Raw genomic sequence first — 19245 nt, 5'->3', positions numbered from 1 at the left:
CGATCGCGGCGTGAGACCGAACCGGTCCTGGCTTCTCACCGACTTCCTTGGAAGGGTGTTTTTACACGGCCAAGACCCAAAGCGGAAGTGCACGCTCGCCTCAATTCGGTCAGTCGTATAAACTGTCTGAGTTTGGTATTCGTCCACATTTCAAAGAGGCAGATTATGGAGCTTCCCCGTCGACGATTTCTGCAACTGGCTGCCAGCGCCGCTACACTGCCCGTTCAGATATATAGTGCATCAGCGGCCGATTATCCTGTGCGACCTGTTCGTATTATAGTCGGCATTCCTCCCGGACTCGCGCCTGATGTAGCGGCCCGCTTGATCGGCCCAGCTTTGTCGGAACGGTTTGGTCAACCCGTCATTGTTGAGAACCGCCCAGGTGCGGGCGGATTGATTGGCGCCCAAGCTGTAAGCAGCGCCGCACCAGACGGCCACACGCTGCTATTGGTGCTATCGGGGTACGCGGCCAGCGCCGCGCTTTATCCGAGCACCACGTTCAATTTTGTCAACGACATTGCGCCGGTCGCCCTCATCGGCAACACGCCGTATTTGTTGATACTAAATCAGTCTCTCCCGGCAAAAACGGTCCCTGAATTCATCGCCTATGCCAAGGCTAATCCGGGCAAGATCAACATGGCCTCTCCGGGTATCGGAACAGCCCCTCATCTCGCAGGCGAACTATTCAAGATGATGACGGGTGTTGATCTTGTTCACGTCCCGTATCGCGAAAGCTATATGACGGGGCTTTTGGGCGGACAAGTTCAGGTCGCGTTCCCCGCAGTCGCTCAGGCGATTGGCTATATCAACGAAGGGAAGCTGCGTGCACTTGCGGTGACGGAAACGAAACGCTTAGACGTGCTACCGGAAATTCCGGCTATGAACGAGTTTGTGCCCGGCTATGATGGCAGCGGCTGGCTCGCTGTCGGCGCGCCAAAAGGCACACCCTCCGATATCATCGACAGGCTCAATACAGAAATTAAGGCGGTGGTTGCAGATCCCAAGTTCAGGGCTCGTCTGGTCAGCGTTGGAATAGAGCCTGTGCAAATGACACCTGCCCAGCTAGGCAAACTGATCGAGGGTGCCACCGAAAAGTGGGCCAAGGTGGTCAAGTTTGCCGGAGTGAAAGCAGAATGATGGAGCAGGCACCCGTTTACGATATTCGCACCGCAACGGCCGAAGACATTCCCGAATTGCTCGCGTTGCAGGCGGACAACCAGATCAGTAGGGGTGGTGCTCTATCAATCGAGTTTCCGGCGACATGGTTCGCGGATGTTATTCGTGACATGCCGATCGTTACCGCTTGGCGGGAGCATCGCCTCGTCGGGTTCCTTGTTTCGAGCCCAAGAGAGGCAACACAACATTTGCCGCTTGGTAAGGCCAAATTTGGTGCGTACCCGGCTGGGTCGAACGCCTATAACTCCGGACCATTATGCATCGCGGCCACGGAACGTGGGCGGGGCTTGGTCGCACAGCTGTTCGACAAACAGGAGTCGCTTTTGCCGGGCCGCGAGGGCGTCGCATTCATTCGCCGGGACAACGCGGCGTCTCGCGCAGCGCACGCCAAGTGTGGTTTTCGAGAGGTAGCGGAGTTCTCATACGCAGGTGTCGACTACCTCGTTGCGGCACGCGCGGCTCCGCCCGTAGCATAGAGATGTCCGCTTTGGCGATCGAATGCCAGTCTGCGGTGCCACGACTTCCGGTATTGGCACCTTTGAGACATGCCGACAGCCTTTGACGAAGTCCGTTGTCGAGGGCAAAGCCGACCTCCCGAAGGCCCGCTTGGACTTCTCAGTTTCCCAAAGCGGACATCACTCGTGCCGTCATCGATGTGCGTTCCTCGCGCGTGAACGCGTTGAGGTCCGGAACAAAATTTCGACTGCCTTTCGGGGCAGTTAAGATCCGCGATCTAGGGCCTTGCCATATCAACATTGTTACTGGGGCATGGTAGGCAAAGAAGGTCTTGTTAGTACTAGAAGCCGGTGGCTTGCGCTCTGGAACGTGGACATGACCGGTTACCAAGGATAGACGGGCTGTCGACCTCTGGGCGGTGACGCGGATCGCACCGAAGCTATGACCGGCGTTCGCGGGAATGTTGTCCGTGGGGGTCGTCGAAGGAGTTTATTCTGGGGCAAGCTGCCTTGCACTGGTGGCCGATCATGGCACCAGACTTCCGGTGTGAGCAGAGAACACGGCGAAAGGCAGGTCGGCTTGCTTAAGTCCTAGCCATTGAAGAACGTCCGATCGGCTCGAGCCTTGCGCGGCTTTCTCCCTGAGCAGCCACTAAGCGCCAGGGCTCCCCCCTGATCCAGATCCGATCAATTTCGATCGAACGCCACCCAGCGGGCAGGATCACCGGTCCTTTGCACCAGTGTTGAGGATTGTCGGGCCCGGGCTGTATCCTCGGAAAACCCAGAATCAACCCCAACAAAAAGCCGCCAAGATTTGCAAAGAATGGTCCGGCGGGCGGTTGCTCCGGAAATACGTCTTTACGGTATTCGAGGGTTTGCATAAATCTGCCCGTGCAGAAATCGCCGTAGCCTCGCTCCAACATCTCTAAGGAAAGTCGTCTGTTGCCTGTTCGGGCGGCCCAAACGCCGTACAGGGCCGACAACATAGGACTGCCAATGTATCGTTTTGCGACTTTCAAATAAAACGCGAGAGTGGCTTGTTCTGTCTCCACATCAAAACCGCTTCCGAGGGGGAAGATCCCCATTAGCGGATCGGGTGTAGCGGCCTTTTCTTCATCAACCCGGAACTCATCGTGAGAAATCACTACTTTACCCCGTTTGGGGATTACCATCTTCGTTGCGATCTCAAGCCACGCGGGATCCAACGGTATGTTTAGTCGCTTCGCAGCTGAGATAGCGTCTAGCAAAACGGCTCTGGCTGAAATATTCGTGAATACTGCGTTGTCCGACGGCGATTTACGCTCGGCGATACCCATTGAGGCACGAATTTCATATTTGCCGCGCCGCTTCGTCACGCGGCTCTTGACCCATTCGGCTACGCCCGACAGCACAGGCCAGGCCTTGTCCCTCAAGAACCCATCGTCTCCGGTTACATCTGCGAAAAGCGCAAATGCGCGAGCTATATCAAGTGAAGCATGATCTTCGCGCCAAGCTGCCGAACCAGGCATCGGGGCGGCCTCTTCGCCGGTGGATGGCGCACTTTCCCAAGGAAATTGCAGGCCGCGCCTTCCCATTAGACGTGCATTGCCGCGGGCAGACTCCAGACTCCGTACGCGGTAGTCTAGGATACCTTGCGCCGCGTCGGGCTGAAGAAAAATCAACGGCGGAACACAGAAGCTTTCAATGTCCCACATCACGTGACCAAAGTAGTAATGGTAGTCATGCCAGGTCGCCAAGCCGAACATGGATGTGGAAGCGGGAGATGAGGCGTGGGTCGACGACACCAAGTAGAAGAATGCGGCATCAGCCATGGCTTGCCATCGCTTCTCTGCGCCCACCAATCGAATTCGGCTCTTCCATAGTTCGGCCCAGCGAGCCCTGTTATTTTTCCTGATCGCGTCAAAGCCGATGTTGGCCGCCATGGCAATCAATCTTGCGGCCTGGTAATCTGGCTGACTATGGAGTGCGCTAGGAACCAAACTCACTAGCTGACGGAGTTTGTATTGACGCCCGCGGCGAGCGCGCCACGCATACTCGCTTCTCAAACCGTCACCATCCAATGGCGGTCGTTGCGCTTTTGCATCGTTGCCAACGAGCTCGGTTACGTACGCTAGTCCGCATTTCGAAATCGCGCCCGCGCTTTCCCACAGCAGCGACCCGTCGCATGAAGGTTTGGCTTCTCCGGGCGTGTCGCGATTGTATCGCAGAGGGCGTCCTTCAATACTGGACAGGTCTATCCTTCCGCGAACTTTAAGGTCCGAGGCGGCATCGATATCAATGGCAATCTCTTGGCACACTACAGTGGGCTGCTCTCGGCTACAGAACGACGTCACGACGATTTTTGCCTGGAGCTCCCCGACTTTAAAATTCAATCGGGTGATCAATTCGGCGGTCGAAAAATCGTAAGCTTGGTCGACAATGCGAACGCCTTGAGGTGTGTCCGACATCCACACTCCATCTACGCAGATGTCGCCGGCAAGCGGATAGGGAGCGAATGCGGCAGCCTCTATTTTTCTTTCGGGATGCTCACCGGAGAACCCACTGAGCAGCGCCATGCCAGGAGCCAGTGGATTGTCACGAACCTTCAGGCCTACGACGCCATTTGACATATAGGCCGGCAACTCATCGCCCGCGCTTCCGGCGACTGATCGAGGACTAATAGGACCGTCCATTGCAGCTTCCTCCAACCGGCGCAACGCTTAGCGAGGTGGGGCGTTCCAAGGCCCTTGCCCGGCAGAGCGCGCATCAACGGTAGGAACGCTGGATTTACCGGCGCGTTGCTAAACCCGAGACGTTCAAAGCTTAAAAAGGTAGGGGTTCAAGATGGCGGGAGAAAGCGCGAATTGGTGGCAGACTGGGGTCATCTATCAGATCTATCCCCGTTCATTTCAAGACAGCAACCACGACGGCGTAGGAGACCTGCGGGGAATTTTACATCGGTTGCCTTATCTAGAAGAACTGGGTGTCGATGCCATTTGGTTGTCTCCGATCTTTACGTCGCCTATGGCAGACTTCGGCTACGACATAGCTGATTACACCGATGTCGATCCACTATTCGGAAATTTAGCGGACCTCGATAGCCTTATAGACGCAGCCCACCGCCATCAGCTCAAGCTCATTCTGGACCTCGTTCCCAATCACACATCGGATAAGCATTCCTGGTTTGTTGATAGCAAATCATCTCGCAATAACCCGAAACGCGATTGGTATATCTGGCGTGATCCGGCTGCAGACGGAGGGCCTCCGAACAATTGGCTTTCAGAGTTTGGGGGAAGCGCGTGGGCATTCGATCCGAACACTAATCAGTATTATTACCATACGTTTCTGTCTGCCCAGCCAGACTTAAACTGGCGCAATCCTGCCGTTCGCGACGCCATGCATGACGTCATGCGGTTTTGGCTCGGGCGAGGCGTCGATGGCTTTCGTGTGGATGCCGTGTGGTATCTAATTAAAGACGATCAGTTCCGCGACAATCCCCTGAACCCCCTTTTCCAGCCGGGCGGGCTACCCCGAGATGCGCTGATACCGTTCTATACGGCAGATTTACCCGAGGTTCACGAGGCGATTACCGGGATGCGACGAGTTCTAGATGAATTTCCCGATCGAGTGTTGCTCGGGGAAATTTATCTTCCGATCGAGCGTCTTGTCGCCTATTACGGCCGAGATCTGAAGGGCGTCCACTTTCCCTATAACTTTGCGCTCCTCACCGCCAAATGGGAAGCCCGATCACTCGCACAGCTAATCGATGAGTATGAGGCCGCTCTTCCGTCGGGCGGGTGGCCGAATTGGGTTCTGGGCAATCACGATCGACCTCGCCTCGCAACTCGAGTGGGGCCGAACCAGGTGCGAGTGGCCGCAATGCTTCTGATGACTTTGCGCGGGACACCGACCCTCTACTATGGTGATGAAATTGGCATGCAGCAGGCGGCAATTCTGCCGGAACAGGTTCGGGACCCGTTCGAAAAGAACGTTCCAGGCATCGGTATTGGTCGCGACGGGTGCCGCACCCCGATGCAATGGGACGGCACGAAATCCGCGGGTTTTTCGGAAGCTGACCCATGGTTGCCAATTGCTGATGACTTTCGCGAGGTAAATGTGAACAGTTTGAGCAAGGATAAGGGATCGCTCTATTGGCTCTACCGTCGGCTGATCGATCTCCGGCGCAAGCACGTTGCTCTTGCAGAGGGCTCGTATAAGCCCCTCATGGCCAGCGGCGAACTGCTGCTGTTCTATCGTGAGCTGCGGAAGGAGCGAGTGTTGATAGCCCTCAACATGGGGCCTGAGCCTATCGCGGTCTCATTTCCTGAGGAGAGAGTATCTGGCCGCGTTCTTTTATCTGCATTTGCAGACCGCGAGGGGGAAGAGGTGAGCGCCAGTTTCGATTTACGTGGCAACGAAGGCTTAGTCATGAAATTGGACTCGGATCGGCGCGACAATTAGGAACATATGGCAACATTGAGCGTTCGATGAGTTGCTAGACATCAAGTGTTTAAACATGGGTGAAAAAGGAGATGAGGATCGCTCAGATTGCCCCGCTGATGGAGAGCGTGCCCCCAATGCTCTACGGCGGGACTGAACGGATCGTTTCCTACCTTACGGAAGAGTTGGTCAGATTAGGTCACGAGGTTACGTTATTCGCCAGTGGAGATTCTGTGACCTCGGCGAAATTGGTGGGCTGCGTTCCGACGGCCCTTCGGCTGGACCCTAAAGTCTGTGATGTCATTCCGTACTACAGGCTCATGCTCGACCGGGTCCGGCGCCAGGCACACCAATTCGATGTTCTCCACTTCCACCTCGACTATTTGCACTTTCCACTTTTCCGCGAAATGTCCTCGCGAGTCCTGACCACACTACACGGAAGGCAGGATCTCCCTGACAACAAGCCCATCTACACGTGTTTTGATGAGATGCGTTTGGTCTCCATTTCCGATAGCCAGCGGATTCCGATTTCGAACGCAAACTTCGCCGCTACAATCTACCACGGGATCCCAGCGACAAATCTTAAGGCAACCCTACGACCGCAGGGCGGCTATCTTGCTTTTCTGGTCGCATTGCTCCGGAAAAGGGTCCGGAAGCCGCTATTCAAATCGCACGATCTGCCGGTGTGCCACTCAAAATTGCGGCCAAAATCGATCGGGTGGACGAACAACTTTCGCGAACGAATCGCGCCCTTGCTGGATCAACCGGATATCGAATTCATTGGAGAAATCAACGAACAACAGAAAGCGGAATTTTTGGGTCAGGCTTACGGCCTGCTTTTTCCGATTGATTGGCCGGAGCCGTTTGGCCTGGTGATGATAGAGGCAATGGCGTGCGGCACTCCCGTTCTGGCTTTTAATCGAGGCTCGGTATCGGAGATCGTGGAGGACGGCAAGACGGGTATCGTAGTTCAATCAAAGGACGAGGCGATCGAGAAATTACACCACGTTCTAACTTTGGATCGACGGAGAATCCGGCACGAGTTCGAACGGCGTTTTTCGGCTCAACGAATGGCCAGTGATCATGTTAGACATATCAAGAGCTGCTAAAGGGCGAGCAGGAATGCCTCCTCCAAAGAGGTTTGTTCGGAAACAATGCTCAGCAAGCTTGTCTCACCTCAGCCGTTCAGTGACCAATGTGTTGCCGCTCGTTGATAACAGTCGACCGTCGTAGCTTCTTCTGGGACTAATTGCCGCTAGCGTTCGCGGGACGTTCCAGTGGGAAGGAGCCGGGCTAGCTGTTCACTGGCTGCGCTCACTTTACGGACTTAACAAGGGCCGTTTCCTTCTCGTAGACGTTGATGATGGTTTGGCCGCGGGACCCACGGCGACGGTCGCGGTGTGGGCGACGCCGGCCCGTTCGGTCGTCAGCTTTACCTAGTCGCCAATAACGCGAGGCCGATCCTGTTCATTAATTGCGCCGCGCTGCGGATCGGGCGATCGTCGGCCTTCCTCACGATATCGCCTTTGTGCAAGCCTGCGGCTTCCGCTGGCGATCCAAAGCCAACCTCCGCGATCCTAGCGCCCTCGCTGCGGCCACCGTCGGAAGCAGGATGCATGTCCTGCAGGGAAATGCCGATCCGGCCGCGATCGACGCGGCATTTCTCGACGATCTGATCCATCACGCGCCGCGCCATGTTGATGGGGATCGCAAACCCGATTCCGACGTTGCCGCCGCCGGGAGAGATGATCGCCGAATTGATGCCGATCAGTTCGCCCTTAAGGCCGACCAGCGCGCGCCCAGCCCCCAGGCCGCCGGCGACGGCCAAGTGCTGATCGCGAACAGTCGAGCAATTTAGCGTCAGCCGTTCACCGACCATCGTGGCCGCGGGCGATCTAGAGTCAGAAAGTAATGTCAGTCGAGTCGAAGCCTCAATTGCCGGCGGCTGCGCAATCGTTCGAGCAATGGAACGGCGCCATGGCAGTCCTGGACATTGGCCGGGTGAACATGGACCCCGAGCAGAAGGCCGTTGGTGTCGGTGACGATATGCCGCTTACGTCCATAAATGCGTTTGCCGGCATCATAGCCCCGCGGGCCGCCAGCCTGCGTCGCAGAAATAGTGGTCAAGCCATCGGCCACTGCGCTCTGTTTTGAGAATTTTATACTTTATCGCTTTGATTTCTTCTTAGTAGCCCTCTTGCTTTTCTTGGCGGACTTCTTCGCACGCTTAGCCGACATTTTGGCTGCTTTTCTCGGCGGCTTTTTGGCAGACTTCTTCGCGGATTTCTTGGCGACCTTTTTCGCAGACTTCTTGGCGGACTTTTTCGCCTTTGCGGCCTTTGCAACCTTCTTGGCTGCCTTCTTTACCGATTTGGGAATGCGCTTGGCCACTGCTTTGGTTGCGGTCTTGGCAGTCGACTTAACGGCAGTCTCTGCGAGCGTTCCGGCCGCCGTCGCCAGCACGTCAGTCGTCTGCTCGATGATGGGCTTCTTCTCTTCTGGCTTTTCGGTGTCCATGGTGTCCTCCAGAATCGGGAGCGTAGCTCATTTTCCCTTCTGGCGGCATTGGCGGGGGAGGGGTATGTCCCCAAGAAATTCATTCAACACGAAGGTTTTCGGGCGGTTTCTGCGTTTGTCAGGCTCCTGGCTTAATTTGAGCAATGGCAGGCCTCCAGGTCGTCTTGTGGATCTGATGCCGTGTTACCTATGATCCGAGCAATTAAGTAGTGTAGATCGCGCCCGCGATCGTCATCATCTGAACGCCTAAGTGCCGCCTCGACAAGCGACGCATACTCGCTGCTTACGAGGAGCACACCGACAGCGCGAGTTGTGCGTCTCGCTAAGCTTAAGAGGTATCTAGTCTACCACTCAGCCATTCCGTAGGTTGATTGAAACCGGACGGCCCGCTTGCATGGTGTCAAACGGACCGCCCGGCCGAGGACCGTCTGCTGGCTAAACGAGACGGCTGATACGAGAATACACGGCCGCTGCTCGTGTTCCTATTATTTTAAGAGCAGGCAACCAGACGCAATCGGTTGGCCCGGGTGCCGTGGCCTCTGTCGTGGAGATACTCGCGCAACCAAGACATCGGATTAGGAACGCATGAGGTCATATGAAGTTCTTAAGGCAGCTAGTGTGAGGACCGTATGTACGCTGCGCACTTTCCTATTACGGAAAACCACCCAGACCTGGGCCGAGCTATGGATATCGCGATGGGCTACGTCTACGGAACTGGATTGATCGACAGATTTCCAAATCCTGAAATGTTGGTCGCTACCGCGATCTCGAATGCATGGAAGGCCGGCGTCAGGCACCCAATAGCGCTTGCGAATGCGGGCATCGTCTGTGCCGAGCGAACGGCTCGCCGGGGCAGCTGCCAGACCTTCCAAATGCTAGTGTAGGCTGGGCCTGAGATCGCATAATGCCAGCAATCTGGGCGAGCCGGTTGCAGCAGGACGCGAAGGCATGGAGCGGCGAGAGGGGTAGTTCGGTCCGTTTACGCCATGTGCAGTCCAACGGTCCGCGAGGCATCCCTGTCACCGTCAGACGTTCTCGTCGTGCTGCGGATGCCCTTAGGTTCGAATAGAACCGCAAGATTTCAAAAGCGATGGATGACCCGTACGATCTGGTGCTGGGCATGTTTGCCGTGGCGATCGCTGCCGTCATGCTGATAGCGGGCGAACTCTACTTTGTGTGGGCGCCCGATCCACCGCAAACGTACACGCCGCCGCCCTCGGTCGTAACGTCATCCATCAACGGGGACCGTGCGCCAAATTAGGTCTCAAATTTGGGTACGAAAACGCTGGATACGAGCTGTCGAATAGAGACGAGGAGGTGAACAATGGGAGGCACCGCATTTGTTCCGATGCTGTCGCTCGACGCCGGGTTGACGCTTTATCTTGCGGAAATCCGCAAGTTTCCCATGTTGCGGCCGGACCAGGATTCGGCCTATGCGAGGCGCCGGCGCGACCATGGCGACCGTGAAGCAGCCTATCATCTCGTCACCAGCCATCTGCGGCTCGTCGCCAAGATCGCCATGCGTTATCGGGGCTACGGGCTCCCGATTGCGGACATCATTTCGGAGGGAAACGTGGGCCTCATGCAGGCCGTGAAGCGCTTCGAGCCCGAGCGCGGCTTCCGGCTCGCGACCTATGCGATGTGGTGGATCAAGGCTTCGATACAGGAATACATCCTGCGTTCGTGGTCGCTGGTAAAAATGGGAACCAGCGCCGCCCAGAAGAAACTGTTTTCAAGCTTCGGAGGACAAAAGCGGAAATCTCGGCACTAGAGGAAGGCGACCTTCGTCCGGAGCACACCGCGATGATCACCAAGAGGCTCGCCGTGCAGGAGAACAACGTCGTCGAAATGAACCGGCGCCTTGGCAGCGACGTGTCGCTCAACACTCTGGTGCGTGCAGACGAGGCGGGCGAAATGCAGGACTGGCTCGTCGACCCGGCATCCAGTCCCGAAGCCGTGTACGCGCAGGAGGAAGCCAAACAGCGGCGTCAGGCGCTTGCCGGCGCCATGGAAGTCCTCAATCCGCGAGAGCGCTGCATATTTGAAGCGCGGTTGAATGGAAATGCTGGCCCGAGCGTTGCAGAACAGGCGAGGAGCCGCATTATTCGTGGGGCAGTCTCTTAGGAGGATGCAATGAACAAGCCGTTACAGGGCTATGTCCGCGCTGACGTTCCTTTGCGCATGTTGGATACCGCGCTGCATAAGTCCTCAAGCGACCCGTCGGCGGGTGTTCTAGATATTTCAACTGAGGATGGCGTGCTCCGTCTTGAGATAAGTGCGATGCTGCTAAAGACCTGCAGATTGATTTGAACCAATTCCTCGGCGTAGAATGACGCCGGTTCGATGCCGCGAGTACTTGGCATTAATTCTGCAAACGTGCAACGCTTGTTGCGAAGGTTGCTTTGTTCGACAATGCCGTATGCAACGTCCCCCACATTGCATCCAAAGATGGCCTCAGTCGCTGCCCCGCCACTGGGGCCGTTTCGGCTTGTGTTTGAGAATCACCGTCCGCACACCAGCCCCCTGAGAGCCGCCAAGTCGGTGGCAAGCGGTATGGCTGAAGAACGGAAGGATTGGCTGCTTTCGCCCGCTCAGTAACTAGCTCTCACCGATTTTGCCATTTCAACCTTAGCAGTTCCCATTTCTTCTCAATCCACACCAAGCAACTAACGAGAGGCTTTTGCAAAAAGGGGATATCCTGAGCGATCAAGAGTAGGCCAAGGGGCAGCATCCAGACACCCAACACAGGTAAGAAGCTAAAGACGCCCCCGAGAATGAACAGTAAAGCCACCGCTAGCCGAGCGGCGAATGACGACGGTTTGCGCAACCAGCGAATGAACTGAGAGACCCTGGTCGGCACTCGCCGATGGATCATCTCGAAATACCTATTCATCTCTTTAAGAGAGGCGGTCATTTATCTCGTTCAAAGTACGCAAGGAAGTATCGGAGATAACCGTAGCGGTTATGAAAGTTCCTCCGGGAGCCCAAAGCGCATAACTTGCTCGCATCCCTATTACCGAGCTAACGCGAGCCATCGTGCACACCCGAAGAAGGCCGCCAAACACCAATTGCGGACTGATTAGCGTCACTACCAGCTTGGGCGGACCTTCCCGGGAGAACTATCCATCAGATGTGCTTGCCTCGCGTTTGGCCACGCCACGGGCGAACGGTCCTTTGGAATGCCAAGTAGCCTCGCCCGGTGGCGTATGAGCCGGTGGAACTTTGCCTACGTTGCCTTGTTTCTTGTACTCGCGCACCTCGTTCGCTTAAGGAGTCATCATGACCTCAGCTGAGCATCCCGATAACCCGACTGGTTTGGACGGCAAGGAAACGACAGAAAACACTGAACCGAAAGCAACGATGGAATCTGCTTCGAGTTTGGACGAACCCAGTTTGACCACGTCAGCACCTCCCGCAAAGGCGAAGACAAAGGGCGTGGCTGATATCGTGTTTATGGTTGATATCAGCGGCAGTATGGCTCCTTGCATTGATGCGCTGCGGACAAACATCGAAGCTTTCATCGACTCTTTGAGCAAAGGAGAAGCGAATAACGCTCCACCGATCCGAGACTGGCGAGGAAAGGTGGTGGGTTATCGTGACGTCGAGGCGGCTCAATCGGAAGGAATTCAATGGATCGTGGACGCACCTTTTGTGCGGGATACTAGCCAGCTGAAGGCGCAATTAGCTGCTTTGAAAGCAGAGGGAGGGGGTGACGAGCCTGAATCGCTTCTTGATGCTCTGTACAAGGCTGCTTCGATGGAAGCCAGTCCAAAAGGTTCCCAGACCGAAGACCCGACCAAGTGGCGGTATAGAAGCGATGCGGCACGTGTAATCATCGTCTTCACGGACGCATCGTTCAAGGAGACAATGAGCATCCAGGAGGCAAAGGGCGGCTCCTTGCAAGATGTCGCAAACGTCATAATGGCCAACCGGATCATTCTGAGTTTGTTCGCTCCCAATTTTGAGGGATACGACCGCCTTAGTCAGATCGATAAGTCGGAGTGGGAAGTCGTAGAGTACGAGGGATTGAGTCCGCAGGAGGCTTTGAAGAAATTTACATCCGATCCTGTAAGTTTTCGAACGACCTTGAAACAGCTCGCTGCGAGCGTGTCTCGATCAGCGGAAACTGTGGCCCTCTGAAGAAGAGAGTGCCCTGTTATGGCAAAAAAGCTGAAAGTCGGTGACGTCATCCGAGGTTACCGCATCACGAAGGTCTTCGGACCTGGCATGATGGCCATCTCGTATGGCGCGGTTTCGCCCTCCGGGGAGTTAGTATTCTTTAAGCAGTACAAATCGCCTGCACCAACCGTGGTTTGGTACAATTCGTTTGTTGAATATCAGCGCGAGCTCTCAGCACGGGTGAAGAAGGGGAAGGCGGCTCGCTTCGCAGTTGGCCAGCTGGATGCCTTTGAGGAAATCTGGGGCGGCCGTTGCTATTTTCAGGCTTTTGAGTTCGTGAAGAATGGGGACGATCTACAAAAAATATTCGATGCCGAAGCCGATGAACACCGAAAAGCAAAGGTAGCTCCGACCCAAAATCCAGCAGTGTGGTCTCGGCATGTTACATGGGCTAAAGTCTTGATGGCCGGAATTGAAGCGCTGCACCAATCTAGCATTGCGCATGCTGATCTTAAGCCAGCTAATATTTACTTGATCCGTGATCCAACTATCAAAGCAGGCTATCAGCTCAAGCTTATTGACATGGATTTCTCGTTACTGACCGACCATCGAGCGCCGTGGCACGGTCATCAAGGATACATCGGAAGCGATAACTACCGCTCTCCCGAGCACCTCACCCGTCGTCGAGTGCCCGATGTCCGATCAGATATTTTCACCTGTGGCCTAATTCTTTCAGAACTGCTAGCGGGTAGGCATCCTTACTGGAGCGAAGACCAGGGCCAATATGCCAAAATGGTACTGGGGGATGAGGCTAAGCCTCTGCCGCTGGTGGGGACCATGCCGCTACCAGCCCAAAATTCGTCCGTAAGTTTGGCGATCCACCGCTCTCTTTCTTCCGATCCTGCCCTTCGCCCAACAGCTTCCGAATTGCGTGCCGCTCTGAGCGGCAGCGATTCGAATCGGGAACGGAGCGAGACGTCAATAGATACCGTGTCCTCATCGACAACCAGCGATAGAAGGAAACGAAGAGAGCCTATCACCGCCGATTTGTTGCAGCTCCAAAATGCCGAGGGCGCATCCCTGAGAATCGGCGTTCGAACGGAGCTAACTCGGCCTCTTATGCAACAACTTGGTCCAGAGGCTCAATTTTGGGATGACAAGCAATGTATCCTCGACCGCAACTCTCGAGGTCAATGGGTCCTGACCCCACTAGAAAGAACAGTCAACGAGACCTTGCTTAATGGAGCAGCGGTTACCGGACCGGTGGTGCTCAGCCAAGGCGATTCGATCGCTGTTGGCCGAGAAGCAAAGGGCGTTGTCAAAATGCCACTCGCAGTGCGGGGCGGCTGATGCCAGTGATCGGCCGCCCCGACTCGGAGGACGAACCCCAAAAGGTGGCCGACCTTGCATCACAATCTGACGGGGTGACCGGTCCGGTCGTCGATCGAAACCCCGAAAAAGTGAATGCACCTTCAACTGCGGAGTACGCAACGGTTGACCCACCGGAATCGACGGGTACAACGCCTGATTTGCCGGACGGAGGCCATCGTGCATCCCCGCCCTTCCTTCCCGTCGTTGATATTGAGGATTTAGATTGGCACGCAATAAGTCAGCTCATGATTGGTACTGGCATCCGCGGTCGGATCGCCGATACTGTTAGCAAATTAGAGGCCTTTCTCAGCGCTTCTGAGAAAACGATGTTATTTGATACCCATCGTGCTTTTCCGGACGATAAAGTCATTCATGTAATTGAGCCGGGCCAGTCCCCGCTGTGGTTTATCGGTGACCTTCACGGCGATCTACTCGCGCTTGAATCCGCCTTATCCCTGATTCTTACCCATCCGAAGTATGGATCCCCCGATTCCCGGATTATTTTTCTCGGCGATCTATTCGACGACGAAGGTTTTGGTTTGGAAGTGGTGCTTCGTGTTTTTGAGCTTATCCTGGCCCACGGTGCAACTATTTGTGTGATTGCTGGAAATCATGATGAGTCGCTTGGACACGACGGTAACCGTTTTACGTCCAATGTATCTCCATCGGACTTCTCTGAGTTCCTTAATAACAATCTGTCCGACGATGCGATTGTTAGCGCTGGAAAGTTAGCTATACGCCTTTTTGCGAATGCGCCCCGAGCCCTCTTTTTTCCTGACGGGCTTTTAGTTGCGCATGGAGGTTTTCCCTTGGCCGACCTGCATTGCACGCTCAAAGAGACCGGAGACTGGAACGCTCCATCCTGCTTATCAGACTTCGTGTGGGCCCGAGCCCACCCGACTGCCCGGAAGAAACTACCAAACCGCTTTACCCGGGGCAGTCAATTCGGTCATGAAGATTTTTCAGCGTTCTGCTCGGTTGCGGCCTTCTTGGGCCGTCCTGTTACACACATGGTGCGGGGGCACGACCATGTTGAAGAGCGCTATCAGCTTTACGCAGCATACAAAGCGAACCCCGTTCTGACTACTGTTGCCTTATCCAGGCGCCTTTCTAGAGAGTTTCTGGGCTCCCATGAACGGCTTCCGACAGTAGCTCTATATACCGAGCATTCGTTACCTCAGGTGTTTCGACTCCATATCCCACCACATCTGATCCGAGGAGTTTACCCAGACTTGTCCGAACCTCAGGCTTGTGACGCATCATGAGTGCCGTTGTCTTGCGATGCGACAACTGCGGCACTTCGCATTCCGTTCGCGGGGTGTGCGAGGCCTGTCATGAGGGCCAGGTTCGGTACTTCTGTAAGAATCACGATCCTGGCCGTTGGCTAGACGGCCCGAAGTGCTCACAATGTGGTGCTGAATACGGTGTAACTATAACTCCGTCGCCAGCCCGTCCTACCGTAGGGACCGTCCGAAGCGGCGGCACTAGAAAAAGCGCAACGACTAGCGATGCTCCATCTCGAAGCCCGGCATCTCCGAAGAGACGGGGGCCTTGGGGCTCAAGACCCACTCATTCCGACGAAATCCTTGTAAGTGATGAATTGGTAGCGCGGGCAAGGGCCATAGAAAGGTTGCGTCGTATACTTGGTGGGGCCGGTTACGGCCCCAGAGTGCCGGATTCATCCGATTACACTTATGTCCCCACTACCCCGAGGATAGCAGGTGGCTGCTTTAGGGTCATTTTGCTTTTCATGTTCTTCTTTTTCCTCCTCTCATTGCTTGGTTCAAATTTTGGAGCGCTGCTGCTTGGCTACTGAAACCCGGCCGCAGCGTTGACAGCGGTGCGCTTGTTCAGTTGCCGGGCCCCGGTCTTTGTAGCGGATTCGACTGCGCCGTAAGGATGACCGCCGCCCGGGAAAGTGAGCAGCCTCTCACTGGGAAGGCGTCGGTATCGGAAGCGGGAGACATCAACGAAAGGTTTGTGCCATTTCTCCCGATTTGGAACCTCTTCGATTACTGGAGCGTTTCAGGAAATAAATCTGCGGGAGAACATCTATGAAGAGAATCTTATCGTCCCTTGGAACAGCAACTCTCCTGTTGGCAATCTCGTTTGCCAACGCCCATGCAAAAGACAAGCCGAGCCAGACATTCCTCAAGAAGGCAATCGAGGGCAATTTCGCCGAAGTTAGCATGGGAGATCTTGCACAGAAGAATGGGCAAAGCGATGACGTCAAGGCGTATGGCAAAATGCTTTCCGCAGACCACGCCGCCGCCAATCAGAAAGCTTTGGATGCTGCCAAGGGCCTGGGGGTGAATCCACCAACCGGACCAAATGCGAAGCAGAAGGCCGACTATGACAAGATGGCAAAAATGTCCGGTTCGGCTTTTGACAAAATGTTCGCCACTCACATGGTTGCCGACCATCAGAAAGATATCGCCGAATACACGAAGGCGTCCAAGCTTAAGGATTCAGCCGGCGAATATGCTTCAGGTCAAATCGATACGTTACGGAAACACCTCGATGCCGCAAAATCGTTGAAACCCGGTAAGTAATCCCACGCCTCCAAGGCCGGTGAAGAAGGGCTAGAGACAACGGTGTTTAGTTGGTTCAAGCCAAACAGGCAGCGAGAGAAGATCCGGAAGGATTGTAAACACCTTGAAGTCAGGGCTCGGCGCCTGTTGAAGAATTACCTGTCTGCGGACGGCCCATCGAAAGCAGCAATATATGAATTGGTCGCTGGAGCAGCTGCAGGATGCCAGCCTGATATTTCTGACGCGGAGTTGGAAGGTGTTCGACTCGCTCAAGCCTCCGCTAAAATAGCCCTCAAGGTGGTTAGGGTGCGTGAACGCCAGTCAATCGATGACAAAGATCAGTTAGCCGCATCGATCACTGATGCTTACGCGACGGTCGCCATTGCATACCGTCGTGCCTCCGCCGCCTATACTGTCGATGGAGAGATGCAGAAACTAGGAGACTGCGGCTGTGCACCTGCTTACCATAGCAACCTCGTATATGGCGGCAAAGGACAGTGCGCACGAGTGATGACGGACCCTTCTCTGGTGCAACGTCGCTACTGCGAGGACGCCGTGGACAAGTTACTCCAAATCGAAGGGGCCGAGCTAATAATTCCGACTCATTCGGTGGCGGAGATGATGTTGCGGGGCACAGTAATGTACCTGTCGCTTTTCATTATCTTACGATTTGTGATGGTGCGTCAGACCTCAACCATTGGAATTGCCGACATACTTGTTATGTCGTGATAACCGACGCCGTACAGAACGGATTCTCTAAAGAATGGGGACCTACCGCCCCGGCTCGCCATACGTTTTAACCATCGGAGGTGGCTTTAGCATCCGCTCTTTCACGGGACCGCAATAACCAAAGGCGGTTGTCGACAGCGCCGACCGTGCGCTTCAGCGCGTTGGCGATCGAAACGGAAGTACGGCCGGCATCCCGCAATTCCAGCAGCCGCCGGTCCTCGTCTTCGCTCCATGATCCTGTCTTGACCATCTGCCGGCCCTACGCTTCACGCCACCGAAGGCGGCACTCACTTCTTGTCGTCAAGCTTTTGCGCCATCTCGAGGTGATGACGAAGATGCGGCAGCGTCTTGCCGGCCCAGGCCTTCAGCTCGGCGTTATCACCACCATTTGCGTATCGTTCGAATAGCGACACCGCGTCCTTATGAGCACTGACCTGTATCGAATTGAATTCGGCGACAAAGTCATCGCCGGTTTTTGCTTTGAGTTTATCGAGCTTGCTCTGGTGAGAGCTGTCGACAGCCGCCGGTAGTTCCGCCGTTACCTTTCCGCTCGAAACAAGCGATTTCAACTCGGCCGACGTTTTGGTGTGATCTCTGACCATTTCGGCGGCGAATGACTTTTGGGCTGCGTTGCCCTTGTTCTCGCCTATCTTGTTCGATTCAATTTCGAACATGTCCGAAATGGCGACTTGTTTGACGAAGTCGGGGGTGGACGGGCTAATGCCCTGCGCAGAGTTGACGCCCGTTTTTTCTCCAACCGACTGTGCGAGCACAGGCGCTGCCATGACGAGGCAGGTAAGCACGATTAAAATCCGCTTCATTTTTCTCTCACGAGTTGGAATGCTTGTTCGACAAAACAAAGTGAGGGGCTGCTAGTTCCTAAGGCAGCCCGGAGGGGGCCAAATCAAAAGACCCTGCCGAAAGAGGCCGTTTGGAATGGGGTACGTCTCCGCCCGGTATGCGGCTTCCGTCGTTCCGTTTGTTGATTGAGTTCGGATGACGTGGGCTAAAGATTTTCCCGCAGCCCCTTGAAGAACGGGTGCCGGACCTTGCCTTCGGCGGACTTGGCGCGATACTCAATCTCGGCAAGCAATTCGGGTTCGACCCAGATGCCCCTGTGCGCGATTTTCCTGGCGTAGGGCTGGGTTTTGCGGATCAGCGGCGTCAGGCGCTTGCGCAGTTCGGCAGCGGACTTCTTGTCGAAACCATGGTCGACCTTGCCGGCGTAGATCAGGTCGTTGCCCTTGCGCCGACCGACATAGATGCCGTCCCAGTCGCTGCCGTCGAGGGCGAAGCCGGCGATCGTCAATGTCTCGCGCTGAGCGCAGGTCCTCTTGACCCAGTTGTTACCGCGGCCGGACGCATAGCCGCTGTCGCGCACCTTGGAGACCACGCCTTCCAGCCCGACCTTGCAGGCGTGCTTGTAGATCTCGCGGCCGTCGGTCTCGAAGCTTTCGCTGAACTGGATGTCGGTGGCGGCGATCAGCTTCTTGAGGTGCGCCTTGCGCTCCATCAGCGGCAGCTTTCGTAGGTCGTAACCGTTGAGATAGAGCAGGTCGAAGGCGACCAGCACGATGCGGGTCGATTTGCCCTTCAGTTCGTTCTGCAGAACGGAAAAGTCGGTGGTGCCGTCGGCGGCCGGCACCACGACCTCGCCGTCGATGATCGCGGACCCGGCGCTGATGTGCCAGGCGTCGTCGGCGATCTTTCTGAACCGGTTGGTCCAGACGTTGCCGCGCCGGGTGTAGACCTTTATCGCTTCGTTGGCGAGGTGGACCTGGACGCGGTAGCCGTCGAACTTGATTTCGTGAATCCAGCGTTCGCCATTGGGCACATTGTCGATCGAGGTCGCCAGCGCTGGCTCGATGAATCCGGGGAAGGGCGCCTTGACGCCGATCGCCGCTGGTTTCTTGCGCTGAAAGGCCACC

At 55.6% G+C, this 19245-nt stretch carries 15 protein-coding genes and 3 pseudogenes; 11 read left to right on the top strand and 7 right to left on the bottom strand.

Features of this window, described 5'->3' with window-relative positions; genetic code table 11:
• Positions 1–165: 165 nt before the first annotated feature.
• Together JQ574_RS28895 and JQ574_RS28890 are read left to right on the top strand one after the other, a co-directional pair.
• Complete coding sequence (locus JQ574_RS28895) at positions 166–1137, top strand: tripartite tricarboxylate transporter substrate binding protein (RefSeq protein WP_212296446.1); 972 nt, start codon at positions 166–168, stop codon at positions 1135–1137.
• A complete protein-coding gene (locus JQ574_RS28890; protein WP_212212473.1) occupies positions 1134–1652 on the top strand; it encodes a GNAT family N-acetyltransferase in 519 nt (172 codons plus the stop codon). The genes JQ574_RS28895 and JQ574_RS28890 overlap by 4 nt, the downstream gene beginning before the upstream one ends.
• Positions 1653–2215: 563 nt before the next feature.
• Here JQ574_RS28890 and JQ574_RS28885 read toward each other — a convergent pair.
• Positions 2216–4303, bottom strand: a complete 2088-nt coding sequence (locus tag JQ574_RS28885) for a glycoside hydrolase family 65 protein (protein ID WP_212212478.1) — start codon at positions 4301–4303, stop codon at positions 2216–2218.
• A gap of 151 nt (positions 4304–4454) precedes the next feature.
• On the opposite strand from JQ574_RS28885, the gene JQ574_RS28880 reads away from it, so the two are divergent.
• Positions 4455–6071 carry an alpha-amylase family glycosyl hydrolase gene (locus tag JQ574_RS28880; RefSeq protein WP_212384102.1) on the top strand — a complete coding sequence of 539 codons (1617 nt, stop codon included), beginning with the start codon at positions 4455–4457 and terminating at the stop codon, positions 6069–6071.
• Between the two features lie 71 nt (positions 6072–6142).
• Positions 6143–7138, top strand: a pseudogene (locus tag JQ574_RS28875) (glycosyltransferase family 4 protein); the annotation flags it as partial.
• 344 nt (positions 7139–7482) lie between these two features.
• On the opposite strand, the gene JQ574_RS28870 reads toward JQ574_RS28875, so the two are convergent.
• The 3 genes and pseudogenes from JQ574_RS28870 to JQ574_RS28860 all read right to left on the bottom strand — a co-directional run bounded on the left by JQ574_RS28870 (position 7483) and on the right by JQ574_RS28860 (position 8567).
• On the bottom strand, positions 7483–7878 hold the full coding sequence (locus tag JQ574_RS28870; protein WP_409363435.1) for a S1C family serine protease: 396 nt from the start codon (positions 7876–7878) through the stop codon (positions 7483–7485).
• Positions 7879–7997: 119 nt separating this feature from the next.
• A pseudogene (locus JQ574_RS28865) lies at positions 7998–8162 on the bottom strand (transposase); the annotation flags it as partial.
• Positions 8163–8216: 54 nt separating this feature from the next.
• Entirely contained in the window at positions 8217–8567 is a 351-nt protein-coding gene (locus JQ574_RS28860; RefSeq protein WP_212212483.1) for a hypothetical protein, read from the bottom strand.
• Positions 8568–9891: 1324 nt separating this feature from the next.
• Between JQ574_RS28860 and JQ574_RS28855 the strand changes: the two are divergent.
• From JQ574_RS28855 to JQ574_RS28825, 7 genes and pseudogenes are all read left to right on the top strand, one after another.
• Positions 9892–10619: pseudogene (locus JQ574_RS28855) on the top strand (RNA polymerase factor sigma-32); the annotation flags it as partial.
• 81 nt (positions 10620–10700) lie between these two features.
• Complete coding sequence (locus JQ574_RS28850) at positions 10701–10877, top strand: hypothetical protein (protein ID WP_212212486.1); 177 nt, start codon at positions 10701–10703, stop codon at positions 10875–10877.
• Between the two features lie 969 nt (positions 10878–11846).
• Positions 11847–12707: a vWA domain-containing protein gene (locus JQ574_RS28845; protein WP_212212488.1), complete on the top strand. Its 861-nt coding sequence runs from the start codon at positions 11847–11849 to the stop codon at positions 12705–12707.
• An 18-nt stretch (positions 12708–12725) separates the two neighbouring features.
• The gene (locus JQ574_RS28840) at positions 12726–14036 is read left to right on the top strand and encodes a protein kinase domain-containing protein (RefSeq protein ID WP_212212491.1); all 1311 of its coding nucleotides are present in this window, start codon (positions 12726–12728) and stop codon (positions 14034–14036) included.
• Complete coding sequence (locus tag JQ574_RS28835; protein ID WP_212212494.1) at positions 14036–15322, top strand: metallophosphoesterase; 1287 nt, start codon at positions 14036–14038, stop codon at positions 15320–15322. Before JQ574_RS28840 ends, JQ574_RS28835 begins: the two co-directional genes overlap by 1 nt.
• A gap of 789 nt (positions 15323–16111) precedes the next feature.
• A complete protein-coding gene (locus JQ574_RS28830; RefSeq protein WP_212212496.1) occupies positions 16112–16609 on the top strand; it encodes a DUF4142 domain-containing protein in 498 nt (165 codons plus the stop codon).
• A 126-nt stretch (positions 16610–16735) separates the two neighbouring features.
• Complete coding sequence (locus JQ574_RS28825; protein WP_212212499.1) at positions 16736–17317, top strand: hypothetical protein; 582 nt, start codon at positions 16736–16738, stop codon at positions 17315–17317.
• 67 nt (positions 17318–17384) lie between these two features.
• Here the strand turns inward: JQ574_RS28825 and JQ574_RS28820 are convergent, their stop codons facing one another.
• The 3 genes from JQ574_RS28820 to ligD all read right to left on the bottom strand — a co-directional run bounded on the left by JQ574_RS28820 (position 17385) and on the right by ligD (position 19244).
• Positions 17385–17567: a hypothetical protein gene (locus JQ574_RS28820; protein WP_212212502.1), complete on the bottom strand. Its 183-nt coding sequence runs from the start codon at positions 17565–17567 to the stop codon at positions 17385–17387.
• Between the two features lie 37 nt (positions 17568–17604).
• Entirely contained in the window at positions 17605–18138 is a 534-nt protein-coding gene (locus tag JQ574_RS28815; protein ID WP_212212505.1) for a DUF4142 domain-containing protein, read from the bottom strand.
• A gap of 185 nt (positions 18139–18323) precedes the next feature.
• Positions 18324–19244 (bottom strand): non-homologous end-joining DNA ligase, encoded by a 921-nt coding sequence (gene ligD / locus JQ574_RS28810; RefSeq protein WP_212212508.1) that lies wholly within the window; start codon positions 19242–19244, stop codon positions 18324–18326.
• Position 19245: the final 1 nt, after the last annotated feature.

The organism is Bradyrhizobium sp. AUGA SZCCT0158, assembly GCF_018130065.1.
Classification (GTDB): Bacteria; Pseudomonadota; Alphaproteobacteria; order Rhizobiales; family Xanthobacteraceae; genus Bradyrhizobium.
This window is presented reverse-complemented; position numbering and strand designations above follow the sequence as displayed.

Excerpts from the sequence above, each read along its gene's own strand:
- JQ574_RS28820 (WP_212212502.1), bottom strand. The coding sequence starts at position 17,567 with ATGGTCAAGACAGGATCATGGAGCGAAGACGAGGACCGGCGGCTGCTG.
- JQ574_RS28830 (WP_212212496.1), top strand. The coding sequence starts at position 16,112 with ATGAAGAGAATCTTATCGTCCCTTGGAACAGCAACTCTCCTGTTGGCA.
- JQ574_RS28815 (WP_212212505.1), bottom strand. The coding sequence starts at position 18,138 with ATGAAGCGGATTTTAATCGTGCTTACCTGCCTCGTCATGGCAGCGCCT.
- JQ574_RS28880 (WP_212384102.1), top strand. The coding sequence starts at position 4,455 with ATGGCGGGAGAAAGCGCGAATTGGTGGCAGACTGGGGTCATCTATCAG.
- JQ574_RS28850 (WP_212212486.1), top strand. The coding sequence starts at position 10,701 with ATGAACAAGCCGTTACAGGGCTATGTCCGCGCTGACGTTCCTTTGCGC.
- JQ574_RS28845 (WP_212212488.1), top strand. The coding sequence starts at position 11,847 with ATGACCTCAGCTGAGCATCCCGATAACCCGACTGGTTTGGACGGCAAG.
- JQ574_RS28840 (WP_212212491.1), top strand. The coding sequence starts at position 12,726 with ATGGCAAAAAAGCTGAAAGTCGGTGACGTCATCCGAGGTTACCGCATC.
- JQ574_RS28835 (WP_212212494.1), top strand. The coding sequence starts at position 14,036 with ATGCCAGTGATCGGCCGCCCCGACTCGGAGGACGAACCCCAAAAGGTG.
- JQ574_RS28860 (WP_212212483.1), bottom strand. The coding sequence starts at position 8,567 with ATGGACACCGAAAAGCCAGAAGAGAAGAAGCCCATCATCGAGCAGACG.
- JQ574_RS28895 (WP_212296446.1), top strand. The coding sequence starts at position 166 with ATGGAGCTTCCCCGTCGACGATTTCTGCAACTGGCTGCCAGCGCCGCT.
- JQ574_RS28890 (WP_212212473.1), top strand. The coding sequence starts at position 1,134 with ATGATGGAGCAGGCACCCGTTTACGATATTCGCACCGCAACGGCCGAA.
- JQ574_RS28885 (WP_212212478.1), bottom strand. The coding sequence starts at position 4,303 with ATGGACGGTCCTATTAGTCCTCGATCAGTCGCCGGAAGCGCGGGCGAT.